This is a genomic window from Paracoccus sp. SSJ, assembly GCF_030234105.1.
Lineage (GTDB): Bacteria > Pseudomonadota > Alphaproteobacteria > Rhodobacterales > Rhodobacteraceae > Paracoccus > Paracoccus denitrificans.
The window spans coordinates 214,485-232,549 of record NZ_JASSPE010000005.1 but is presented as its reverse complement, the minus strand read 5'-3'; the positions used below and the strand labels follow the sequence as shown (position 1 = coordinate 232,549).

The 18,065-nt window shown below is 65.4% G+C and carries 22 protein-coding genes; 4 read left to right on the top strand and 18 right to left on the bottom strand.

All coding sequences use genetic code 11. The features are described from left to right. Positions 1–24: 24 nt before the first annotated feature. The 3 genes from QPR87_RS07740 to QPR87_RS07730 are packed head-to-tail and all read right to left on the bottom strand — an operon-like array spanning position 25 to position 2,746. Entirely contained in the window at positions 25–594 is a 570-nt protein-coding gene (locus QPR87_RS07740) for a cupredoxin domain-containing protein (protein WP_285049006.1), read from the bottom strand. A 23-nt stretch (positions 595–617) separates the two neighbouring features. Further along, the gene (locus tag QPR87_RS07735; protein ID WP_011746377.1) at positions 618–1,589 is read right to left on the bottom strand and encodes a YVTN family beta-propeller repeat protein; all 972 of its coding nucleotides are present in this window, start codon (positions 1,587–1,589) and stop codon (positions 618–620) included. A gap of 8 nt (positions 1,590–1,597) precedes the next feature. Beyond that, positions 1,598–2,746 (bottom strand): lanthanide ABC transporter ABC transporter substrate-binding protein PedA1, encoded by a 1,149-nt coding sequence (locus QPR87_RS07730; RefSeq protein WP_199766668.1) that lies wholly within the window; start codon positions 2,744–2,746, stop codon positions 1,598–1,600. 190 nt (positions 2,747–2,936) lie between these two features. Here QPR87_RS07730 and QPR87_RS07725 point away from each other — a divergent pair, with 190 nt between their 5' ends. Continuing rightward, positions 2,937–3,458 (top strand): DUF3280 domain-containing protein, encoded by a 522-nt coding sequence (locus QPR87_RS07725; protein ID WP_285049004.1) that lies wholly within the window; start codon positions 2,937–2,939, stop codon positions 3,456–3,458. A 3-nt stretch (positions 3,459–3,461) separates the two neighbouring features. Further along, positions 3,462–4,013: an SRPBCC family protein gene (locus QPR87_RS07720; protein WP_104493197.1), complete on the top strand. Its 552-nt coding sequence runs from the start codon at positions 3,462–3,464 to the stop codon at positions 4,011–4,013. A gap of 31 nt (positions 4,014–4,044) precedes the next feature. Here QPR87_RS07720 and QPR87_RS07715 read toward each other — a convergent pair whose 3' ends face one another. The 14 genes from QPR87_RS07715 to rph all read right to left on the bottom strand — a co-directional run bounded on the left by QPR87_RS07715 (position 4,045) and on the right by rph (position 15,365). Beyond that, complete coding sequence (locus QPR87_RS07715) at positions 4,045–4,575, bottom strand: PQQ-dependent catabolism-associated CXXCW motif protein (protein ID WP_285049002.1); 531 nt, start codon at positions 4,573–4,575, stop codon at positions 4,045–4,047. Further along, positions 4,572–5,384, bottom strand: coding sequence for a substrate-binding domain-containing protein (locus QPR87_RS07710; protein WP_285049000.1), 813 nt, complete (start codon positions 5,382–5,384; stop codon positions 4,572–4,574). Before QPR87_RS07710 ends, QPR87_RS07715 begins: the two co-directional genes overlap by 4 nt. After that, on the bottom strand, positions 5,381–6,061 hold the full coding sequence (locus tag QPR87_RS07705; protein WP_011746371.1) for a c-type cytochrome, methanol metabolism-related: 681 nt from the start codon (positions 6,059–6,061) through the stop codon (positions 5,381–5,383). The genes QPR87_RS07710 and QPR87_RS07705 overlap by 4 nt, the downstream gene beginning before the upstream one ends. 101 nt (positions 6,062–6,162) lie before the next feature. Then, positions 6,163–7,965 carry a methanol/ethanol family PQQ-dependent dehydrogenase gene (locus QPR87_RS07700; RefSeq protein WP_285048997.1) on the bottom strand — a complete coding sequence of 601 codons (1,803 nt, stop codon included), beginning with the start codon at positions 7,963–7,965 and terminating at the stop codon, positions 6,163–6,165. A 198-nt stretch (positions 7,966–8,163) separates the two neighbouring features. Next, on the bottom strand, positions 8,164–9,003 hold the full coding sequence (gene fghA / locus QPR87_RS07695; RefSeq protein ID WP_285048996.1) for an S-formylglutathione hydrolase: 840 nt from the start codon (positions 9,001–9,003) through the stop codon (positions 8,164–8,166). Next, positions 9,000–9,521, bottom strand: coding sequence for a GNAT family N-acetyltransferase (locus tag QPR87_RS07690; RefSeq protein ID WP_104493192.1), 522 nt, complete (start codon positions 9,519–9,521; stop codon positions 9,000–9,002). Before QPR87_RS07690 ends, fghA begins: the two co-directional genes overlap by 4 nt. Beyond that, the gene (locus tag QPR87_RS07685) at positions 9,518–10,153 is read right to left on the bottom strand and encodes an ATP-dependent Clp protease proteolytic subunit (RefSeq protein ID WP_011746367.1); all 636 of its coding nucleotides are present in this window, start codon (positions 10,151–10,153) and stop codon (positions 9,518–9,520) included. The genes QPR87_RS07690 and QPR87_RS07685 overlap by 4 nt, the downstream gene beginning before the upstream one ends. A gap of 75 nt (positions 10,154–10,228) precedes the next feature. Continuing rightward, positions 10,229–11,356, bottom strand: a complete 1,128-nt coding sequence (locus QPR87_RS07680; protein ID WP_011746366.1) for an S-(hydroxymethyl)glutathione dehydrogenase/class III alcohol dehydrogenase — start codon at positions 11,354–11,356, stop codon at positions 10,229–10,231. Between the two features lie 103 nt (positions 11,357–11,459). Further along, the gene (gene gfa / locus QPR87_RS07675) at positions 11,460–12,044 is read right to left on the bottom strand and encodes an S-(hydroxymethyl)glutathione synthase (protein ID WP_011746365.1); all 585 of its coding nucleotides are present in this window, start codon (positions 12,042–12,044) and stop codon (positions 11,460–11,462) included. Between the two features lie 90 nt (positions 12,045–12,134). Further along, positions 12,135–12,488 carry a YbaN family protein gene (locus QPR87_RS07670; RefSeq protein WP_104493191.1) on the bottom strand — a complete coding sequence of 118 codons (354 nt, stop codon included), beginning with the start codon at positions 12,486–12,488 and terminating at the stop codon, positions 12,135–12,137. Between the two features lies 1 nt (position 12,489). Beyond that, positions 12,490–13,674, bottom strand: coding sequence for a radical SAM family heme chaperone HemW (gene hemW, locus QPR87_RS07665; RefSeq protein WP_285048994.1), 1,185 nt, complete (start codon positions 13,672–13,674; stop codon positions 12,490–12,492). Between the two features lie 8 nt (positions 13,675–13,682). After that, complete coding sequence (locus tag QPR87_RS07660) at positions 13,683–14,057, bottom strand: RidA family protein (RefSeq protein ID WP_285048993.1); 375 nt, start codon at positions 14,055–14,057, stop codon at positions 13,683–13,685. Further along, entirely contained in the window at positions 14,050–14,655 is a 606-nt protein-coding gene (gene rdgB / locus QPR87_RS07655) for an RdgB/HAM1 family non-canonical purine NTP pyrophosphatase (RefSeq protein WP_104493189.1), read from the bottom strand. Before rdgB ends, QPR87_RS07660 begins: the two co-directional genes overlap by 8 nt. Next, on the bottom strand, positions 14,643–15,365 hold the full coding sequence (gene rph / locus QPR87_RS07650) for a ribonuclease PH (RefSeq protein ID WP_230999684.1): 723 nt from the start codon (positions 15,363–15,365) through the stop codon (positions 14,643–14,645). Before rph ends, rdgB begins: the two co-directional genes overlap by 13 nt. Positions 15,366–15,450: 85 nt before the next feature. Between rph and hrcA the strand changes: the two genes are divergently transcribed. Both hrcA and QPR87_RS07640 read left to right on the top strand, forming a co-directional pair. Further along, positions 15,451–16,506, top strand: a complete 1,056-nt coding sequence (gene hrcA, locus QPR87_RS07645) for a heat-inducible transcriptional repressor HrcA (protein ID WP_011746359.1) — start codon at positions 15,451–15,453, stop codon at positions 16,504–16,506. A 7-nt stretch (positions 16,507–16,513) separates the two neighbouring features. Continuing rightward, positions 16,514–17,056: a nucleotide exchange factor GrpE gene (locus QPR87_RS07640; protein WP_104493187.1), complete on the top strand. Its 543-nt coding sequence runs from the start codon at positions 16,514–16,516 to the stop codon at positions 17,054–17,056. A 130-nt stretch (positions 17,057–17,186) separates the two neighbouring features. Here the strand turns inward: QPR87_RS07640 and QPR87_RS07635 are convergent, their stop codons facing one another. Beyond that, the gene (locus QPR87_RS07635) at positions 17,187–18,065 is read right to left on the bottom strand and encodes a ParB/RepB/Spo0J family partition protein (RefSeq protein WP_011746357.1); all 879 of its coding nucleotides are present in this window, start codon (positions 18,063–18,065) and stop codon (positions 17,187–17,189) included.

The window sequence follows — 18,065 nt, the reverse complement described above, 5'->3', positions numbered from 1 at the left end:
GAGCCAAAGACCCCGCCCCCTTTGTTACTGGATGTTGAACACCGCCTGCTGGGTTTCACCCTGCGAGCCGGGGATCGACAGCGTATAGCGGCCCGGAACGATGGCGATGAAGCTGATCGTCGCGGTGCCGGCATCGTCGAATTCCAGCGAATGCACGCCCATCGGCCGGATCTCGATGTCGTTGATGACGATTTCGTTGACCCAGATGGCGCGGAAGAAGTCGCCGCCCGACAGCGCCAGTTCCTGGCTGCCGTCCGCGTTGATGTCGATGCGATAGAAGCCGCCCGATTTCAGCTTGTATTCCGCCGTCGCGACCGGCTTGCCGGACGCCAGCGTCAGCGGCGCAAGCTGGGTGCGGTTGTCGCGCGCCATGATCCCCGAGAAACCGAAGTCGAACTTGGACCCGGCCTCGTGCACGCCCTCGGCGGCCCCGGCTGCCTCGCCGTTGTCGTCATCATCGTCGTCGTCATCGTCGTCCTGTTCTGCGGCGGCGGCGCCATCGGCCGCAGCACCGGCTTCGGGCATGGTTTCCTGCGCCGTGGCAGGCAGGGCCAGGCCGGCCATGAGCAGCAGGATGGTCAGCAAACGGGTCATGGTTCTTTCTCCCTCTTGGACTGTCAGTTGGGCGCGACGACCACGCCCCAGGGCTGCTGGCCCACGGGCACGGACTTGACGACCGTCAGCGCCGCCACGTCGATCACCGAGACATCGTTGGAATTGCCGTTGGTGGTGAACAGGTATTTCTCGTCCGGCGTGAAGGCCATCTGCCAGACGCGCTGGCCGACCAGCAGGTAATCCTCGACCTCGTCCGTCTCGCCATTGATCACGGCCACGCGGTTCGCGGGACCCAGGGCGACAAAGACCTTGCTGCCGTCGCTCGTCACGCGCACGCCGACCGGCTGGATGGCCTCGGGCAGGACGCCGGGGATCTCGAAGCTGATCTTCCTGGTGATCTCCTGCGTCGCCGGATCGATCACGCTGACCGTGCCGCCGATTTCCGAGCTGACGTAAAGCTTGGTTCCCGCATCGTTGAACTGCGCGAAGCGCGGGCGCGAATCCACCAGGACATTGGCAAAGATCTCGAAGCTTTCGCTGTCGATGAAATGCGCCATGTTGGTGGTTTCCGAGGTGTTGATCACCACCTTGCCGTCGGGGCTGACGCCCATGCCCTCGGGCTCGACGCCGACCGGGATCTCGGCCAGGACCTTATGGGTCTGGGTGTCGACCACGGTCACCAGGTTGTCGTCCTCGTTCGCGATGTAAAGCGGGTTGCCCGAAGGGTGCAGCACGAAAAGCTCGGGGTCGGGGCCCGAGGGCAGCGTATGCATCTCCTCCATCGTCTCGGGGTTGAACACCCGCACCAGGTCGTCGTCCGAGGCGCAGACGTAAAGCTCTTTCCCGTCGGGGCTGATGGTGATGCCGCGCGGGCGGGCACCGACCGGATAGGTGCCGATCACCTCCAGCGTCTCGCTGTCCAGCACGGTCACGTCATTGCCCTTTTCATTGCTGACGAAGACCCGGTTGGCGGCGGCCGGCAGGGCGAAACCAAGGCACAGGGCCGAGGTCAGGATGGCGGTTGAAACTTTCATCGTTCACCTCAGAACTTGCATTCGGTTTCGGGACGGTCGAAGCCCAGCGTGTCCAGCGCCGAGTTCTGGTGCAGATACTGGTCCTGCGGGCTGACCGAGGCGGTGACGGAACCCGTGGCCAGCAGGATCGGCTGGCGCAGCTGGTGGTCCCAGTCGCGCAAGGTCAGCTTCTGGCCCTTGAAGCCCGCGACCTCGAAATTCTCGGACAGCATGAATTCCTTGAGCGTGGCGGGATCGGTGCTTTGCGTCCGTGTCGCCGCCTCGCCGATCATGCGCAGCGCGATCCAGGTCTGGTAATCCTCCTCGCGGATCGGGCGGCCGGCCAGCTTTTCGAAACGGTTCTGGAACTGCGTCGCCCCCCAGGCTTCCAGCGAGGGCGCCCAGCTGCGCGGCACCAGCCCGGCCGAGCCCGCGACCGGGCGCGCATCCCAGGTCGCATAGGGCAGCCAGTCGGCAAAGACGCCGTTCTCGTCCGCCGCGATCAGCACGTCATGGGCCGGCGCGCGCTGGGTAAAGACCGGCATCTGTTGCTGGACCTGCACATGGCCGCTGTCGCTGCGCCGGCTGCCGCCGGTATCCTCATAGGTGCGGGCCTCGACGATCCTGGCTCCGAATTTGGTCGCAGCGCGGCGATAGGCATCGGCCAGCGCCACATCCTCGGGATGGCTGCCGGCGATCAGGAACCAATTCGGCCATTTCTTCCACATCAGGAACTGCGCCAGCGCATCCGCCAGCATCGCATGGCTGGGCGCGGCGTGGATCACGTTGAAGCGGCAATCCTTGCCGCGCAGGTGGTCGCCCCGCGCCCGCGCATTCAGAACCAGGGCCCGGTCTCCGGCCTGGTCGGCCAGTGCCAGCGTTTCGGCATCATCGGCCAAAGTGACGATGAAGGGGATGCCCTCGGCCAGCAGCTTGTCCATCTCGGCCGCGGCGGTTTCGGGGGTGGCGGTAACCTCCAGCGCCTCGAAATCCTGGCCCATGAAGCGGCCGGTGGTATCGTTGTCCTCGATGGCGAGCCGCGCGCCCGCAAAGCCCAGATCCTGGGGCGGGGCATCCAGCCGCGAGATCGGCGGCAGGCTGGGCACGTCCACCCGCAGCACCGCGGCGCGCACGGTCTGCGCGTCCGGGGAATCCTGTGCAAGGGCCGGATTTGCCATGGACAAACCAGCCAAAAGTATGATGATTCTGCCTTTCATGGCCTTCCTCCCACCGGTATCATGCCGGGCCAATCCGCCTGCGCCAACCCGGCAGATGCCCCGGGTTTGATCGGGGAAAATCCCCTGATACCTAAGTCCTAGGGACTTTCGTCCTATGGACGCACACGCGGGCCGGGCGCATGGTCTGCGCATGGCATTTCTGCGGCTGATCCTGATCGTCTGTGCCGCCGCCCTGGCCGGAGCGGGCACCGGGGCGGCCCAGCCGGCTCACGGTTCCGCACCATCGCCCGACAGCGCCGTCTGGTTCGGCCTGCATTTCATCGACACCTCGACCGAGGGCGCGATCAACGGCGTGCGCGAGGACGAGACCCGCCGCATCGAGATGGCCGAGACGGTCATCGCCGAGGACCTGCGCAGCCGCGGCTTTACCCTGCTCAATCCGCCCGCCGACCAGGTGGCGCGGATCAAGAACCCGACCCAGTCCAACGGCAGCGACAGCCGCATCGCGCGCGATATGGGCGCGCATTACGCGATCTCGGGCGAGGTGCAGAAGGTCTCGAACCTGATCCTGTCCCTGAACCTTTATATCCGCGATGCCGAAAGCGGCGACACGGTCCGCGCCGGCGTGGTCGATATCCGCGGCAATACCGACGAAAGCTTTCGCCGCGGCTATCTCTACCTATTGAAGAACATCATCTTTCGGGAGGAGTGACGGATGATCCGACTGTTGGCCCTGACGATGGGAGCAGCCATGGCGCTGGCACCGGCCGCCGAGGCGCATGGCCCGCCGCGGCTGAAGCTGGAGATGCAGCAAAAGCTGGATGCCACCCCGGACGAGGTCTGGACCGCAATCGGCAGATTCGACGACATGAGCTGGCATCCGGCGATCGCCAGCCTGGAACTGACCGGCGACGGCTCGGCCGACCAGCCCGAGACATCCACCCGCGTGTTGCATCTGAAATCCGACGCAGGCGACCCGACCATCACCGAGGTCCTGTCGAAATGGCAGCCCGAAAAACACTGCTATGCCTATCGGATCGAGGCGGTCGAGGTGACGGTCCTGCCGGTGACGAATTATGCCGCGACGCTTTGCGTCAAGGATGAGGGCGGCAAGGCCGTGGTCAACTGGAAGGGCGGCTTCTATCGCGGCTATCCGAACAACGAGCCTCCGCCCGAACTGAGCGACGAGGCGGCGATCCAGGCGGTAACCGGGGTCTACCAGGCCGGTCTCGACGCGCTGGCCGAAAGGTTCGGCAAGGCGGAATGACCAATCCGCCGCCTGCCGGCCTCTTGACGAGTCATGGGCCGGCAGGGCTGGCAGGTTCCAGGGAACCGCCCTGCTCCTGCCAGCCCTCGACCCCGTCGGGAAACCAGATCACGCCGCGATAGCCCAGCGCCACGGCGCGCTTGGCGGCATTCCAGCTCATCCAGCAGTCGCGCTTGCAAAAGATCACCATGGGCGCCGCCCTGTCGCCCCCCGACAGCCGTGCCAGCCCCTCGGCCAGCCGCGCCTGTTCCGCCGGGGCCAGCCGGTCATATCCGGTATCGTAAAGCCAGGCCGCGCCGGGAATGGACGGATGCGGCGGTTCGTTCCAAAACGTGCCTTCGGGCAAGCCCTCGGGCCGGGCGGTGCGGGGCAGAACGTCGATAAAGGGCACGCCTTGCGCATGCAGCCGCATCGCCTCGGCCGCATCGATCACCTGCGCGCCGGCCAGGGTGGCCGGGGTCTCGGACCGATAGGGCTCGCCATGAAAGCTTGGCGGCTCGGGCACTTGGGCCTGGACCGCGCCGGCCAGAACCACAGCCAGCGCCGCCCAGGCCCATCTCATTGTTTCAAAGCCTTGCCGTAATCGTCCAGCAGCGGCACCCCGGCATCGCGCAGGATGGCGTCGATCTCGTCCTGGTGGCGGCGGATCAGGCTGTTCAGCTCGCGCTTCCATTCCTGCTCGCCCAAGCGCACGCCCATGGTGATGCGATAGAACATGCGCGGCCCGTCGCTTTCCTTGAGAAGCGGGGTAAATTGCAGTTCAGGATCCTGCTTGACCAGCGGTCCGGCCAGCGGACCCCAGATCACCGCGGCAGCCAGTTCGCCCGACTTCACCTGCGCAAGCATGTCGCCCACCGGGTCCTCGACCCGGCGATCCACGAACAGGTCCCAGCCGCGCATGTTCTTGGCCAGCCCCGCCCGCGCCAGGTTGCTTGCAGGCGGCGTGCCCGCCACCACGCCGATGGGATGGCCACCGAGCGCCGGATCATCCAGCGCCTCGACCGAGGCCAGCGGGCTGTCCTTGCGCGTCACGATGCCATAGGCCGAGGTGTAGTAATGATTGGTATTCTGCACCATCTCGTCGCCCTGGGCATAGCCGATGACGACATCGCACAGCCCGGCGCGCAGGGTCTTGCGGATGAAGCCGGGACCCTGCGGGAACCAGGTATAGGCGACCGGCACGCCCAGCTTTTCGGCGAAAAGCTGGGCGATGCGGTTCTCGAAGCCCTTGCCGTCCTGGGACGACATCGGCACCGCGGCGGGATCGGCACAGACCCGGAACTCGGTCTTGGAGCGCAGGTCGGCAACCTGCGCCAAGGCGGGCAGCACGGCGCAGGTCGCCAGGACGGCAAGGGTAAGGGCGCGTCTCATCCGCTCATGCAGGAATCTTCCTGCGCAACGAATTCATCGGACTTGTCCTCTCTCTTCGCCGGGCGGCCGCGCGGCAAGTCTCCCGTGCCCCGCGCCAGCAGATAGGCATAGATGTCGTCGATATAGCACCAGACGTTCTTGTTGGTGCCAAAGGCCGGCATGACCAGATTGGCGGCGGTGTTGACCTCTTGCTTGCCCGAGGCGGCGATCTCCAGGAAATCGTAATAGCCCATGGTCAGCACCGATTTCCGCAGGGCCGGGGCATAGGTCGAACCCTCGCCATCCGGGCCGTGGCAGACATGGCATTCGGCGGAATAGCGGCGATAGCCCGAGAAGGTCGCCCAATCCACCGCGCCGTCCTCGGCGATCTTGTAGGTCGGGATATCCTCGGCCGTATACCACCGGCCGTTCTCCATATGGTCCGGGGTGATGTCCTGGCCGTTCGGCAGCACAAGCTTGCCGTCCGTTGCGGCGACCGCTGGCGTCTCCTCCTCCTCTTCGGCGGGGGCTTCCGCGGCCGGTTGCTGCTGCGCATCGCCCGAGACGGCGGCGGCAGCGCCTGCCCCGGCCTGGGCCGGGGGCGTTTCGGCGGTCTGCGCAAGGGCCGTTCCGGCGATGGCAGAGGCCGCGCATGCGACACAGATCGCCAAAAGACTGGCGGTCGTCTTGCTGGTCATGAATTTCCTCCCTGGCTGTCACCCGAAGATGATGGCGCGCCCCAAGGTTACCCCTGGGGCGCCCAGTTTCGAGTCACAGTTTGCTTTCCGGCACCAAAGTATTAGCCCGGCAGTTCGAACACGGTCAGCTGGCCGCCCAGCTCGGTATATTGCGACAGCGAGGCATAGCCGCCCACCGCGCCAAGCCCATCGTTGGGATTGGTCAGGCCCGCGGCAAGGCCGATCCCGGCCCAGCCGCCGACACCCGACAGGATGCCGACATACTGCTTGCCGCCATGTTCGTAGGTCATCACGTTGCCGATGATGCCCGAGGGGGTCTTGAACTTGTAAAGCTCCTCGCCCGTCTGGGCATCGACGGCCTTCAGATAGCCCTCCAGCGTGCCGTAGAAGACCACGTCGCCCGCCGTCGCCAAAGCGCCCGACCAGACCGAGAACTGCTCGGGAACGGACCACTTGATCTCGCCCGTGGTGTTGTCCCAGGCGATGAAGTTGCCCATGCCGCCATGGCTGTTCGGCGCGGGATACATGGACAGCGTGGCGCCGACATAGGGCTGGCCGGCGGTATAGGCCACCCGGAACGGCTCGTAATCCATGCAGACGTGGTTCGTCGGCACATAGAACAGGTTGGTCTTGGGCGAGAAGGCCGCCGGCTGCTGGTCCTTGGTACCCAGTGCCGCAGGGCAGACGCCGGTGGTGTTCTCGTCCTCGCCGTTCTGGGCGGTCGAGTATTCGGCCACCACGGCCGGGCGGCCATAGGTTTCCGAATTCGGGTCCATGTCGACGCCGGTGGTCCAGTTCACCACCGGATCGTATTTCTCGGCCACCAGCAACTCGCCGGTCTCGCGATCCATCGTATAGGCCAGGCCGTTGCGGTCGAAATGGGTCAGCAGCTTGCGCTCTTGCCCGTCGACGGTCTGGTTGGTCAGGATCATCTCGTTGACGCCGTCATAGTCCCATTCGTCATGGGGCGTCATCTGATAGAACCACTTGGCCATGCCGGTATCGGCATCCCGCGCCATGATCGTCATCGACCACTTGTTGTCGCCCGGCCGCTGCGAGGGGTTCCAGGTCGAGGGGTTGCCGGTGCCGTAATAGACCAGGTTCAGGTCCGGGTCATACGAGAACCAGCCCCAGATCGTGCCGCCGCCGATCTGCCACTGATCGCCTTCCCAGCTGTTGAGCGAGCTGTCGGCGCCGATGGGCTTGCCCAGATGCGTGGTCGTTTCGGGATCGACCAGCAACTCCTCGTCCGGGCCGGTGGACCAGGCTTTCCAGGCCTCGCTGCCATCGGTGAGGTTCAGCGCGGTCATCCGGCCGCGCACGCCGTATTCGCCGCCCGAGATGCCGACCAGGACCTTGTCCTTGACCGGAACGACGGTGGCGGTCAGCGTCTCGCCGATGCCCGGGTCGCCGATCTTGGTCGACCATTTCACCTCGCCGCTCGTGGCGTCCAGGGCCACGACCGTGGTGTCGGCCTGGCCCAGCAGGATCATGCCGTCGGCATAGGAAAGGCCGCGATAGACCGTGTCGCAGCACATCACCGCAATGACGTTTGGATCCTGCTGCGGTTCATAGCGCCACAGGATCTTGCCGCTGTCGTTCAGGTCCAGCGCAAACACCCGGTTTGGGAAAGGGGTGTGGACATACATGACATCGCCGATCACCAGCGGCGAGCCTTCGTGTCCGCGCAGCACCCCGGTCGAGAAGGTCCAGGCGACGCGCAGATCCTTGACGTTGTCCTTGTTGATCTGGTCCAGGGTCGAATATCGCGTGTTCGCGTAATCGCCCATCTGGATCGCCCATTGCTGGGGCTTGGCGATCTCGGCCAGCACGCTGTCATTGGCCAGCGCCGCAGTGCCGGACATGAGCAGCGCAAGGCAGGCGCCATTCATTAGGTTTTTCATGAATTTTCCTCCGCATGCCGGTGGTCGCGCCTCTCCTCATGCGCAAGCACCTACTGCTGGAAGGTTCGGGTCCGGCCGCATTGGCGTCAACGCGGCCGGCAGGCTCCTTGGACCAAAGTATTAGGGAAATTCGGCAATAGGTATGGGGCAATCACCCTGCCTCACCCTGCCCGGTGCCCCTTGGGCCGTCCCGGCCGCCTAGCCCAGCCGCTCGGCGTGCCAGCGGATATGGTCGGCCATGAAGCTTTGCACGAAGAAATAGCTGTGATCGTAGCCCTCTTGCATGCGGAATGTGCCGGGCTGGCGACGTTCGGCCATGGCATGGGCCAGCGCCTCGGGCTTCAGAAGATCGAGGAACTGGTCGCTCGCGCCCTGGTCGATCAGCACCTCGCCGGGATAGCCCTTTTCGCGCATCAGGATGGTCGAATCATGCCTTTTCCATGCCGCCTTGTCGTCACCCAGATAGGCGGCGAACTGTTTGCGCCCCCAGTCGGATTCGCTGGGATGCGCGATCGGCGCAAAGGCCGAGACCGAGCGATAGCGCTCCGGGAAGGTCATGGCGATGGTCAGCGCACCGTGCCCGCCCATGGAATGGCCGGTGATGCCCTGCGCCTCGCGGTCCAGCGGGAAGTTGTTGAAGACCAGCTCGGGCAGTTCATGGGTGACATAGTGCCACATCCTGAAATGCGGCGCCCAGGGCGCCTCGGTCGCATCGACATAGAAGCCGGCGCCCTGGCCCAGGTCGTAGGTCTCGTCGTTGGCCACGCCTTCGCCGCGCGGCGAGGTGTCGGGAAAGATCACCGCGATGCCGTATTCCGCCGCCCATTCCTGTGCACCGGCCTTGGTCATGGCATTTTCATGCGTGCAGGTCAGGCCCGAAAGATACCACAGCACCGGCACCTTGCCGTGCCGGGCATCGGGCGGCAGGTAGATGGCAAAGGTCATCGGCGTGCCGGTCGCCTGCGACTGGTGGCGATAGACGCCCTGGATACCGCCGAAGCTGCGGTTTTCCGATACGGTTTCATAGGCCAGCGTCATGGGTTCTTCCCTTCTGTCAAGTCGTGGAACATGACCAGCGCATCCACATAGCCATGCCGGGGATGAAGAAATGCAGCCGGCAGGCGGCCGACAATATCGAAACCGGCTTTCTGCCACGAATGAACGGCATCGGCATTGGTCGAGACGACGAAGTTGAACTGCATCGCCCGGAAACCCTGCGCCCGCGCCCAATCCTTGGCATGGCCGACCAGTTCGCGGGCGATACCATGGCCACGCGCATCCGGGTGGGTGGCAAAGCTGGCATTGGCGACATGGCTTGCGGGGCCGGGCCGGTTGCGGCCGACATGGCTGGTGCCCAGCACCCGCCCGTCCAGCTCGGCCACGAAAACCGTGAAAGGCACGGCGAACCAGTCGGCCAGCGCCTCGTCCCGCGAGATGTCGGGCGGGATGCAATAGGTCTCGCCCGCCCGATAGACGGGCTCCAGGATCGCCCAGATCGCCTGATGGTCGTCGGGCGTGGCGGGACGGATCAGGATGCCTGTCCCGCCCGCGCTCATTTCAGCTCGTCCACCGAGCGGATGACCTTGCCCAGGAGGCCGTAGTCCAGCGCCTCTTGCGTGTTCAGCCAGAAGTCGCGCTGGGTGTCCTTTTCGATCCGCTCGACCGGCTGGCCGGTGGCCTCGGCAAAGATCTGGTTCAGCCGGTCGCGCATCAGCCGCACCTGCTCGGCCTGGATCATCATGTCCGTGGACGTGCCGCCGATCCCGCCCGAGGGCTGGTGGATCAGGAAGCGGGTGTTGGGCAGGCAATAGCGGTTTTCCTTGTCCGCGCCGACAAAGATCAGCGCGCCGGCCGAGGCGACCCAGCCCGAGCCGATGGTGCGCACGGTCGGGCGGATGAACTTTATCACGTCATGGATCATGTCGCCGGATTCGACATGGCCGCCGGGCGACGAGATCAGCATGTTGATCGGCTCGTCGCTGTCCTCGGCCAGGGCCAGCAGATGCGCCACGGTGCGCTGCGCCAGCTTGTCGGTGATCGGCCCGGCGACGATCACCGTCCGCGACTTGAAATAGAGCTTGCCGATCTTGTCGCCCTCGGGCAGGCCGAGCCCCTCGTCCTTAGACCCTTCCTGGCGGCGCTCGTCGTCATCGTCGTCATCGTCGTCCAGGTGGAAATGCTTTGCCATGATCGGTCCTTTCATGTTGACGGCGGGGCCGGTCGCCCGCCCCCGCCGTCCTTTTAACTAAGCAGCCCTTGACGATCAGTAAAGGACGACCGAGCGGATGGATTCGCCCGCATGCATCAGGTCGAAGCCCTTGTTGATGTCGTCCAGCGACAGGGTGTGGGTGATCATCGGGTCGATCTCGATCTTGCCGTCCATATACCAGTCGACGATCTGCGGCACGTCGGTGCGGCCGCGGGCGCCGCCGAAGGCCGTGCCCTTCCAGACCCGGCCGGTGACCAGCTGGAACGGGCGGGTGCTGATCTCGGCCCCCGCCGGCGCCACGCCGATGATGATCGACTGGCCCCAGCCGCGATGGGTGCATTCCAGCGCGTCGCGCATCACCTTGACGTTGCCGGTGCAGTCGAAGCTGTAATCCGCGCCGCCGATCTGGTCGAAGGGCGTCTTGGTCAGGTTCACGATCTCCTGCACCACGTTCTCGCAATTCTTCGGGTTGATGAAATGCGTCATGCCGAAATGCTCGGCCATCGGCTTCTTGTCGTCGTTCAGATCGACGCCGATGATCATGTCCGCGCCGGCCAGGCGCAGCCCCTGCAGCACGTTCAGCCCGATGCCGCCCAGGCCGAAGACCACCGCCTTGGCGCCGATTTCCACCTTGGCGGTGTTGATCACCGCGCCGATGCCGGTAGTGACGCCGCAGCCGATGTAGCAGATCTTGTCGAAGGGCGCGTCCTCGCGCACCTTGGCCACCGCGATTTCCGGCAGCACGGTGTAGTTCGAGAAGGTCGAGCAGCCCATGTAATGAAAGATCGGCGTGCCGTCGAGCATGCTGAACCGGCTGGTTCCGTCCGGCATCAGGCCCTGACCCTGGGTAGCGCGAATGGCGGTGCAGAGGTTGGTCTTGCCCGACAGGCAGGACGCGCATTGCCGGCATTCGGGGGTGTAAAGCGGGATGACATGATCGCCCGGCTTGACCGAGGTAACGCCCGGGCCGACCTCGACCACGACGCCCGCGCCCTCATGGCCCAGGATCGAGGGGAAGAGCCCCTCGGGATCGGCGCCCGACAGGGTGAATTCGTCGGTGTGGCAGATGCCGGTGGCCTTGATCTCGACCATCACCTCGCCGGCCTTCGGGCCTTCCAGGTTGACCTCCATCACTTCCAGCGGTTTGCCAGCCTCAAGGGCCACGGCGGCACGGGTTCTCATCTTGTCTTCTCCTTCATGTCGGCCCTGGGCCTGTTGTGCTTCTCATGGCCTCGGGGGCCGGTAAACCGACCCCCGCCGTTTATCGTCGTGACCTGTCAGGCGCTCAGGCCGCAAGAGCGCCGGACCGTTTCGCGATATGGGTGGCGATCGCGTCCATCAGCGGCGGCGAAAGCGCATCATAGGGCTCCAGCCCCAGTTCGCGCAATCTGGCGCGGATCGCCTCCATGCGGCTGGGATCGACCCCCGATTCGATGATCGAGCTGACGAAGGCCGCAAATTCCGGCGCCGACCAGCCGTCCTCGTCGGAAAGCTCGGTATGGACGAAGTCCAGCCCGTAGAAGGGATGGTCCCTGTTCTCGATCCGGCCATACATGTGCACGCCGCAATCCCGGCAGCGATGGCGCTGGATCGGGGCCTCGGCATTGACGATTTCGAGCTTTTCGGCGCCCTCCAGCACTTCGAGCGCATCGCGGCCCACCACCGCCACCTGCGAAAAGATCGCGCCCTCGGGCTTCCAGCATTTCGTGCAGCCGCAGACATGGTTGTGGGCGGTCTGCGCCCGGACCGCGACCCGGACCGGGTTGGTGCTGCACTTGCAATGCAGCGTGCCGCCCGCGAACCCGGGCTGGGCCGGCTTGATGCCGTTGTCGACTGCGGGGTGGATCTTCACCCCCGATGTATCCACCATGGTCCCGTTCCTCCCCTCAGACCTATGCGCCGAGGTTCGCGCCATGGCAGGGCCGGAACAAGTGGGCAAAAGGTTGTAATCCCTGCCGGCTCAGATCTCGGGGCGGGTCACCAGCCAGGCGGCGATGGCGGTGCAGGCCAATGCCTGCGCAGCGATGAAGCGCGGATCAAGGCCCAGCCAGACCGCCCATGCGACGCCGGCCGACATGCCGGCGACGGCCCAGATCTTGGCCCCGCGGCCGATGACGCCACGCTTGCGCCAGGCGCGGATCGGCGGGCCGAATTGCGGGTGGCGCATGATGCGCGCGCCCAGCCGGGGGGACGAGCGCATGAAGGCCCAGACCGCAAGCAGCAGGAACGGCACGGTCGGCAGGACCGGCACGAAGACCCCGATCGCGCCCAGCGTCAAGGTCAGCCAGCCCATGGAGAACCAGAGATATCGCATCTTACTCCGCCAGTTCGCGCAGGATCGCATTGAGCACGGGCCGCCCCGCCGCCGTCGCCGCCAGACGGTCGCCCCGCAGCGAGATAAGCCCCAGCTCGGCCAGATTCATCAGCCGATCCTGCGGCAATTCGGCGCCATGCGCCAGATAGCGCGGGACATCCAGCCCCTCGACCAGCCGCATGGACATCAGCAGGTATTCCAGCGCCCGGTCGGAAAGACCCAGCATCTCGCGCTGGCTGTCGCCGTTGCCGCGCGCCTCGACCGCCTCCAGCCACGCGCCCGGCGCAAGATGCGCCTCGGTCGCCCAGCGGCCCGAGGGCAGCGTCAGCCGGCCATGCGCGCCCGGACCCACGGCGGCCCAATCCCCCTGCCGCCAGTAGATCAGGTTGTGCCGGCTTTCGGCACCGGGCCGGGCGTGGTTCGAGATTTCATAGGTCGGCATCCCGGCCGCCGCGCAGATCTCTTGCGTGTCCAGATACATGTCCGCGGACAGATCGTCGTCGGGCAGGCCCTTGAGCCCGCCTTTCGCGTGCCGGGCGCCAAAGGCTGTGCCGGGCTCGATGGTCAGCTGATAGGCCGAGAGGTGATCGACGGCCATGCCGAGCGCCTCGCCCAGCTCGCGCCGCCAATGGGCGCGATCCTGGTCCTGGCGCGCATAAATCAGGTCGAAGCTGACCCGCGTGAAACAATCCCGGGCGATGTCGAAGGCCGCACGGGCCTCGCCCGCCGAATGCATCCGGCCCAGCCGGCGCAGGTCGTCGTCGTTCAGCGCCTGCACGCCCATCGAGACGCGGTTGACGCCCGCATCCGCATAGGCGCGAAAGCGGCCGGTCTCGACGCTGGTCGGGTTGGCCTCCAGCGTGATCTCGATGTCATTGGCAAAGGGCCATGCGGCGCGTGCCGCCTCGATCACGCCGGCGACCGTCTCGGGCGCCATCAGGCTGGGCGTGCCGCCGCCGAAAAAGATGCTGTTCAGCACCCGGCCCGGCGTTTCGCGCCCCAGCCGCGCGATCTCGGCGCGATAGGCGGCCAGCCAGCGGCCCTGCTCGATCGTCGCCACGACATGGCTGTTGAAATCGCAATAGGGGCATTTCGCGGCGCAAAACGGCCAATGGACGTAAAGCCCGAATCCGCCCGCCCGCCAATCCTCGGCAAGGGGCGCGGTGCTGGCGGCTGGGGCTGGCATGGGCTGGTTCATTCCCGATAGGCGGTCACTTCGATCTCGACCTTCATTTCGGGTCGGATGAGCCCGGCGACAACCATGGTCGCGGCCGGTAACGCATCCTTCATCGCCTCGCCCAGCACCGGGGCAATTTCATCGATCAAGGCCGGGTCGGTGATGGTGTATTGCACCCGCACGATATCCGACACCGCGAAACCCGCCTCGGCCAGCGTGGCGAAGATGGTGGCAAAGGCGTTGCGCGCCTGTTCGGCGGCGCTGTCGGGCATGGCCATGGCCGCATAGTCATAACCCGTCGTGCCCGAGACGAAGCACCACGGCCCCTTCACCACGGCCCGGCTGTAGCCAAGCGCGGATTCGAAGGGCGAGCCGGTCGAGATCCTATGCAAAGAGCGTCTCCAGCTTGCGAAAGGCGCGGGCGCGGTGGCTGATGGCGTTCTTCTGCTCGGACGGCATCTCGGCATAGGTCACATCGTGGCCGTCGGGCACGAAGATCGGGTCGTAGCCATGGCCATGCACACCGCGCGGCGGCCAGACCAGGCGACCGGGTGCCACGCCCTCGAAGATCTCCTCATGCCCATCGGGCCAGAGCAGGATCAGCGTGGCGCGGAACTGGGCGGTGCGAGGCTCGGGGGCACCGCGCTCGTCCAGTTCGGTCCAGGTGCGGGTCATGGCCTGCATGAAGTCACGGCCATTCGGCGTCTCTGCCCAGTCCGCGGTATAAACGCCGGGCGCACCGTCCAGCCCGTCCACCGTGATGCCGCTGTCATCGGCCAGCACCGGCAAGCCGGTCGCCTGCATGGCGGCGCGGGCCTTGATGCGGGCATTGCCGATGAAGCTCGACTCGGTCTCGGCCGGTTCGGGCAGGCCCATCTCGCCGGCCGAGGTCACCTCGATGCCATGCGGGGCCATCATGGCGCGGATCTCGTCCAGCTTGCCCTTGTTATGCGTGGCGACCAGCAGCTTTCTTTCGGTCAGCCTGCGCATGCCACGGCCTCGTTCTGGGCGCGGACCAGTTCGGAGATGCCGGCTTCGGCCAGATCGAGCAACTGGTTCATCTCGGGACGCGAGAAGGTGGCACCCTCGGCCGACATCTGCACCTCGATCAGCCGCCCTGCCCCGGTCATGATGAAATTGCCGTCGGTGCCGGCCTCGCTGTCCTCGGCATAGTCCAGGTCCAGGATTGGCTGCCCGGCATAGATGCCGCAGGACACAGCAGCGACATGGTCCATGATCGGATCGGCGGTGACGATGCCGGCCTTGAGCAGCTTGTTCATCGCCAGCCGCAGCGCCACCCAGCCGCCGGTGATCGCGGCGCAGCGGGTGCCGCCATCGGCCTGGATCACGTCGCAATCGACGACGATCTGCCGCTCGCCCAGGGCCCGGCGGTCCACCCCGGCACGCAGCGCACGGCCGATCAGGCGCTGGATTTCCTGGGTGCGGCCGGATTGCTTGCCGGCCGCCGCCTCGCGCCGGTTGCGGGTGTTGGTCGCGCGCGGCAGCATGCCGTATTCTGCCGTCACCCAGCCCTGGCCCGACCCTTTCAGGAAGGGCGGCGCCTTCTCCTCGATGCTGGCCGAACACAGCACGCGGGTGTCGCCGCAAGAGATCAGGCAAGAGCCCTCGGCATGGCGCATGATGCCCGTTTCGATTGAAATCGGGCGCATATCACTTAAATTCCGGCCAGAGGGGCGCATCATTCATTCCTTTCGGGGGTTTTGCCGTCCAAATACAGGTCCGAAGCCCTAGACCGCAACCCGAGAACGTCCTGACAGATTGCCCATGCTAGAAACCGCGCTGCTTTCCGATCTCAACGACCGCTCACGCGAGGTTTTCCGCCGCGTGGTCGAAGCCTATCTCGCCACCGGCGAGCCGGTCGGCTCGCGCACGCTGACCCGGGAAATGTCCGAGAAGCTCAGCGCCGCGACGATTCGCAACGTGATGCAGGACCTGGAGCTTCTGGGTCTTCTGGATCACCCGCATATCTCGGCCGGGCGCATGCCGACGCAATTGGGGCTGCGGCTGTTCGTGGACGGGCTGATGGAGGCCGGGCCGGTCTCGTCCAGCGACCGCGAGATGATCGAGGAAACCCTGGGCGACGACAATCGCGATACCGGCGTCATGCTGGACCGGGTCAGCACGGCGCTGTCGGCCCTGACCCGGGGCGCCTCGCTGGTGCTGATGCCCAAGCAGGAGGCGCCGGTGCGGCATATCGAATTCGTCAGCCTGGCTCCCGACAGGTCGCTGGTCGTGCTGGTCTTTGCCGATGGCCGGGTCGAAAATCGGGTCTTTACCCCCCCGCCCGGTCATACGGCCAGTTCAATGCGCGAGGCGGCGAACTTCCTGAACGCCGTAGCCGAGGGCCGGACCCTGGCCGAGCTGCGGCGCAGCGTCGCACATGAGATCGAGGCGAGCCGTCAGAAGCTGGACAGCGTGGCGGCCCAGCTGGTCTCTTCGGGCTTGGCGCAATGGGAGGGGGAAAGCAGCGATCCGCGGCTTATCGTGCGCGGCCGCGCCAATCTTTTGGCGCATGAGCTGGCCGATCTCGACCGGATCCGCACCTTGTTCGACGACCTGGAACGCAAGCGCGACATCGCCGAGTTCCTGGAACTGGCCGAACAGGGCGAGGGCGTGCGCATTTTCATCGGTTCCGAGAACAAGCTTTTTTCACTTTCCGGTTCCTCTCTCGTCGTTTCGCCCTATATGAATGCCGACCGAAAGATTGTTGGCGCGGTCGGCGTCATCGGTCCGACGCGGCTGAACTATGGCCGCATCGTGCCGATCGTGGACTATACTGCGCAGCTTGTCGGCCGGTTGATCTCTGGCCGGAAAGGATGATGAGGACATGACGAACGAAAACCCGAACGGCAGCCCGCTGGATGAGGAGATCATCGACCCGCCGGCCGATGAGGTGCCCTCGCCCGAAGTCGAGGCGCTGATCGCCGAACGGGACGAATATCGCGACCGCTTCATGCGCGCGCTGGCCGATGCCGAGAACGCCCGCAAGAGGGCCGAAAAAGATCGCCGCGATGCCGAGCAATATGGCGGCTCGCGCCTGGCGCGCGACCTGCTGCCGGTGCATGACGCACTGACCCGCGCGCTGGAAGCCGCCAGCGAGGATCAGCGCGCCGCCGCCGCCGCGCTGATCGAGGGCGTCGAATTGACCCTGCGCGAATTGAACAACGTTTTCGCAAAGCATGGCATCAAGGTCATCACCCCGGCCCCGGGCGAGAAATTCGATCCCCAGCAGCACGAGGCGATGTTCGAGGCCCCCGTGCCCGGCACGGTTGCCGGCAGCATCATCCAGGTCATGGATAACGGCTTCATGCTGCACGACCGACTGCTGCGCCCGGCCAAGGTCGGCGTCAGCTCGACCCCCGCAAGCTGAGCCGGTTACGGCGAGATACCCGGCAGCACAAAGCCCCGGAGTGATCCTCCGGGGCTTTTTCTTGGTGGCCAGTGCCGATGATACCAGCTTTTCTAGTGTCTTTTTGCTTGAACTATACTAGATATGGTGTTCAGTCGCCGGCAAGGATCTGGCAAAGACGATCAAGCTGATCAAGGTCGCGATAGGTGATCACAAGCTGGCCACCGTCGGTCCCGGAATGGTTGATCGCCACCTTCATCTTGAGATGCGCGGTCAAATCGCCTTCCAGCGCGCGGGTGTCGGCATCCTTTTCCTGGCTGGCGCTCCTGGATTTCTGCGCCTTGGGGCCTTCGGCTTGGCGACGCACCAGTTCTTCAGTCTCGCGCACGGAAAGGTTCTTCTCGATCACCTTGCGCGCAAGCTCGACGGCATTGGATGCGGTAATCAGCGCCCGGGCATGGCCGGCAGTCAGCTTGCCTTCCTTGAGCCAGGCCTGCACCTGTTCCGGCAGGTTCAGCAGCCGCAGCAGGTTGGCGATATGGCTGCGGCTCTTGTTAAGCGCCTCCCCCAGCTTTTCCTGGGTGTGGCCGAACCTGTCCATGAGCTGGCGATAAGAAGCCGCCTCCTCGATCGCGTTCAGGTCGGCACGCTGGATGTTCTCGACAATGGCGACTTCCAGCACTTCCGTATCGTTCAGATCGCGAACGATGACCGGCACCTCATGGAGCTGGGCGATCTGAGCGGCACGCCAGCGGCGCTCACCAGCAACGATCTGGTAAAGGCCGCGATCGGTCGGATGCGGGCGCACGATCAACGGCTGCAGCATGCCGCGAGTCTTTAGCGAATCGGCAAGCTCCTGCAACGCTTCAGGGGCAAAACTGCGGCGAGGCTGATCCGGGTTCGGCGTCAGCTGTTCGACCGGAAGGATCTGCCGGGGCGCGGGACGCTCGGAAGGAATCAGATCCACATCGGCCATCAACGCCGACAATCCACGGCCCAGACCGCGCTTTTCAAGCTTGTTCTCTGCCAT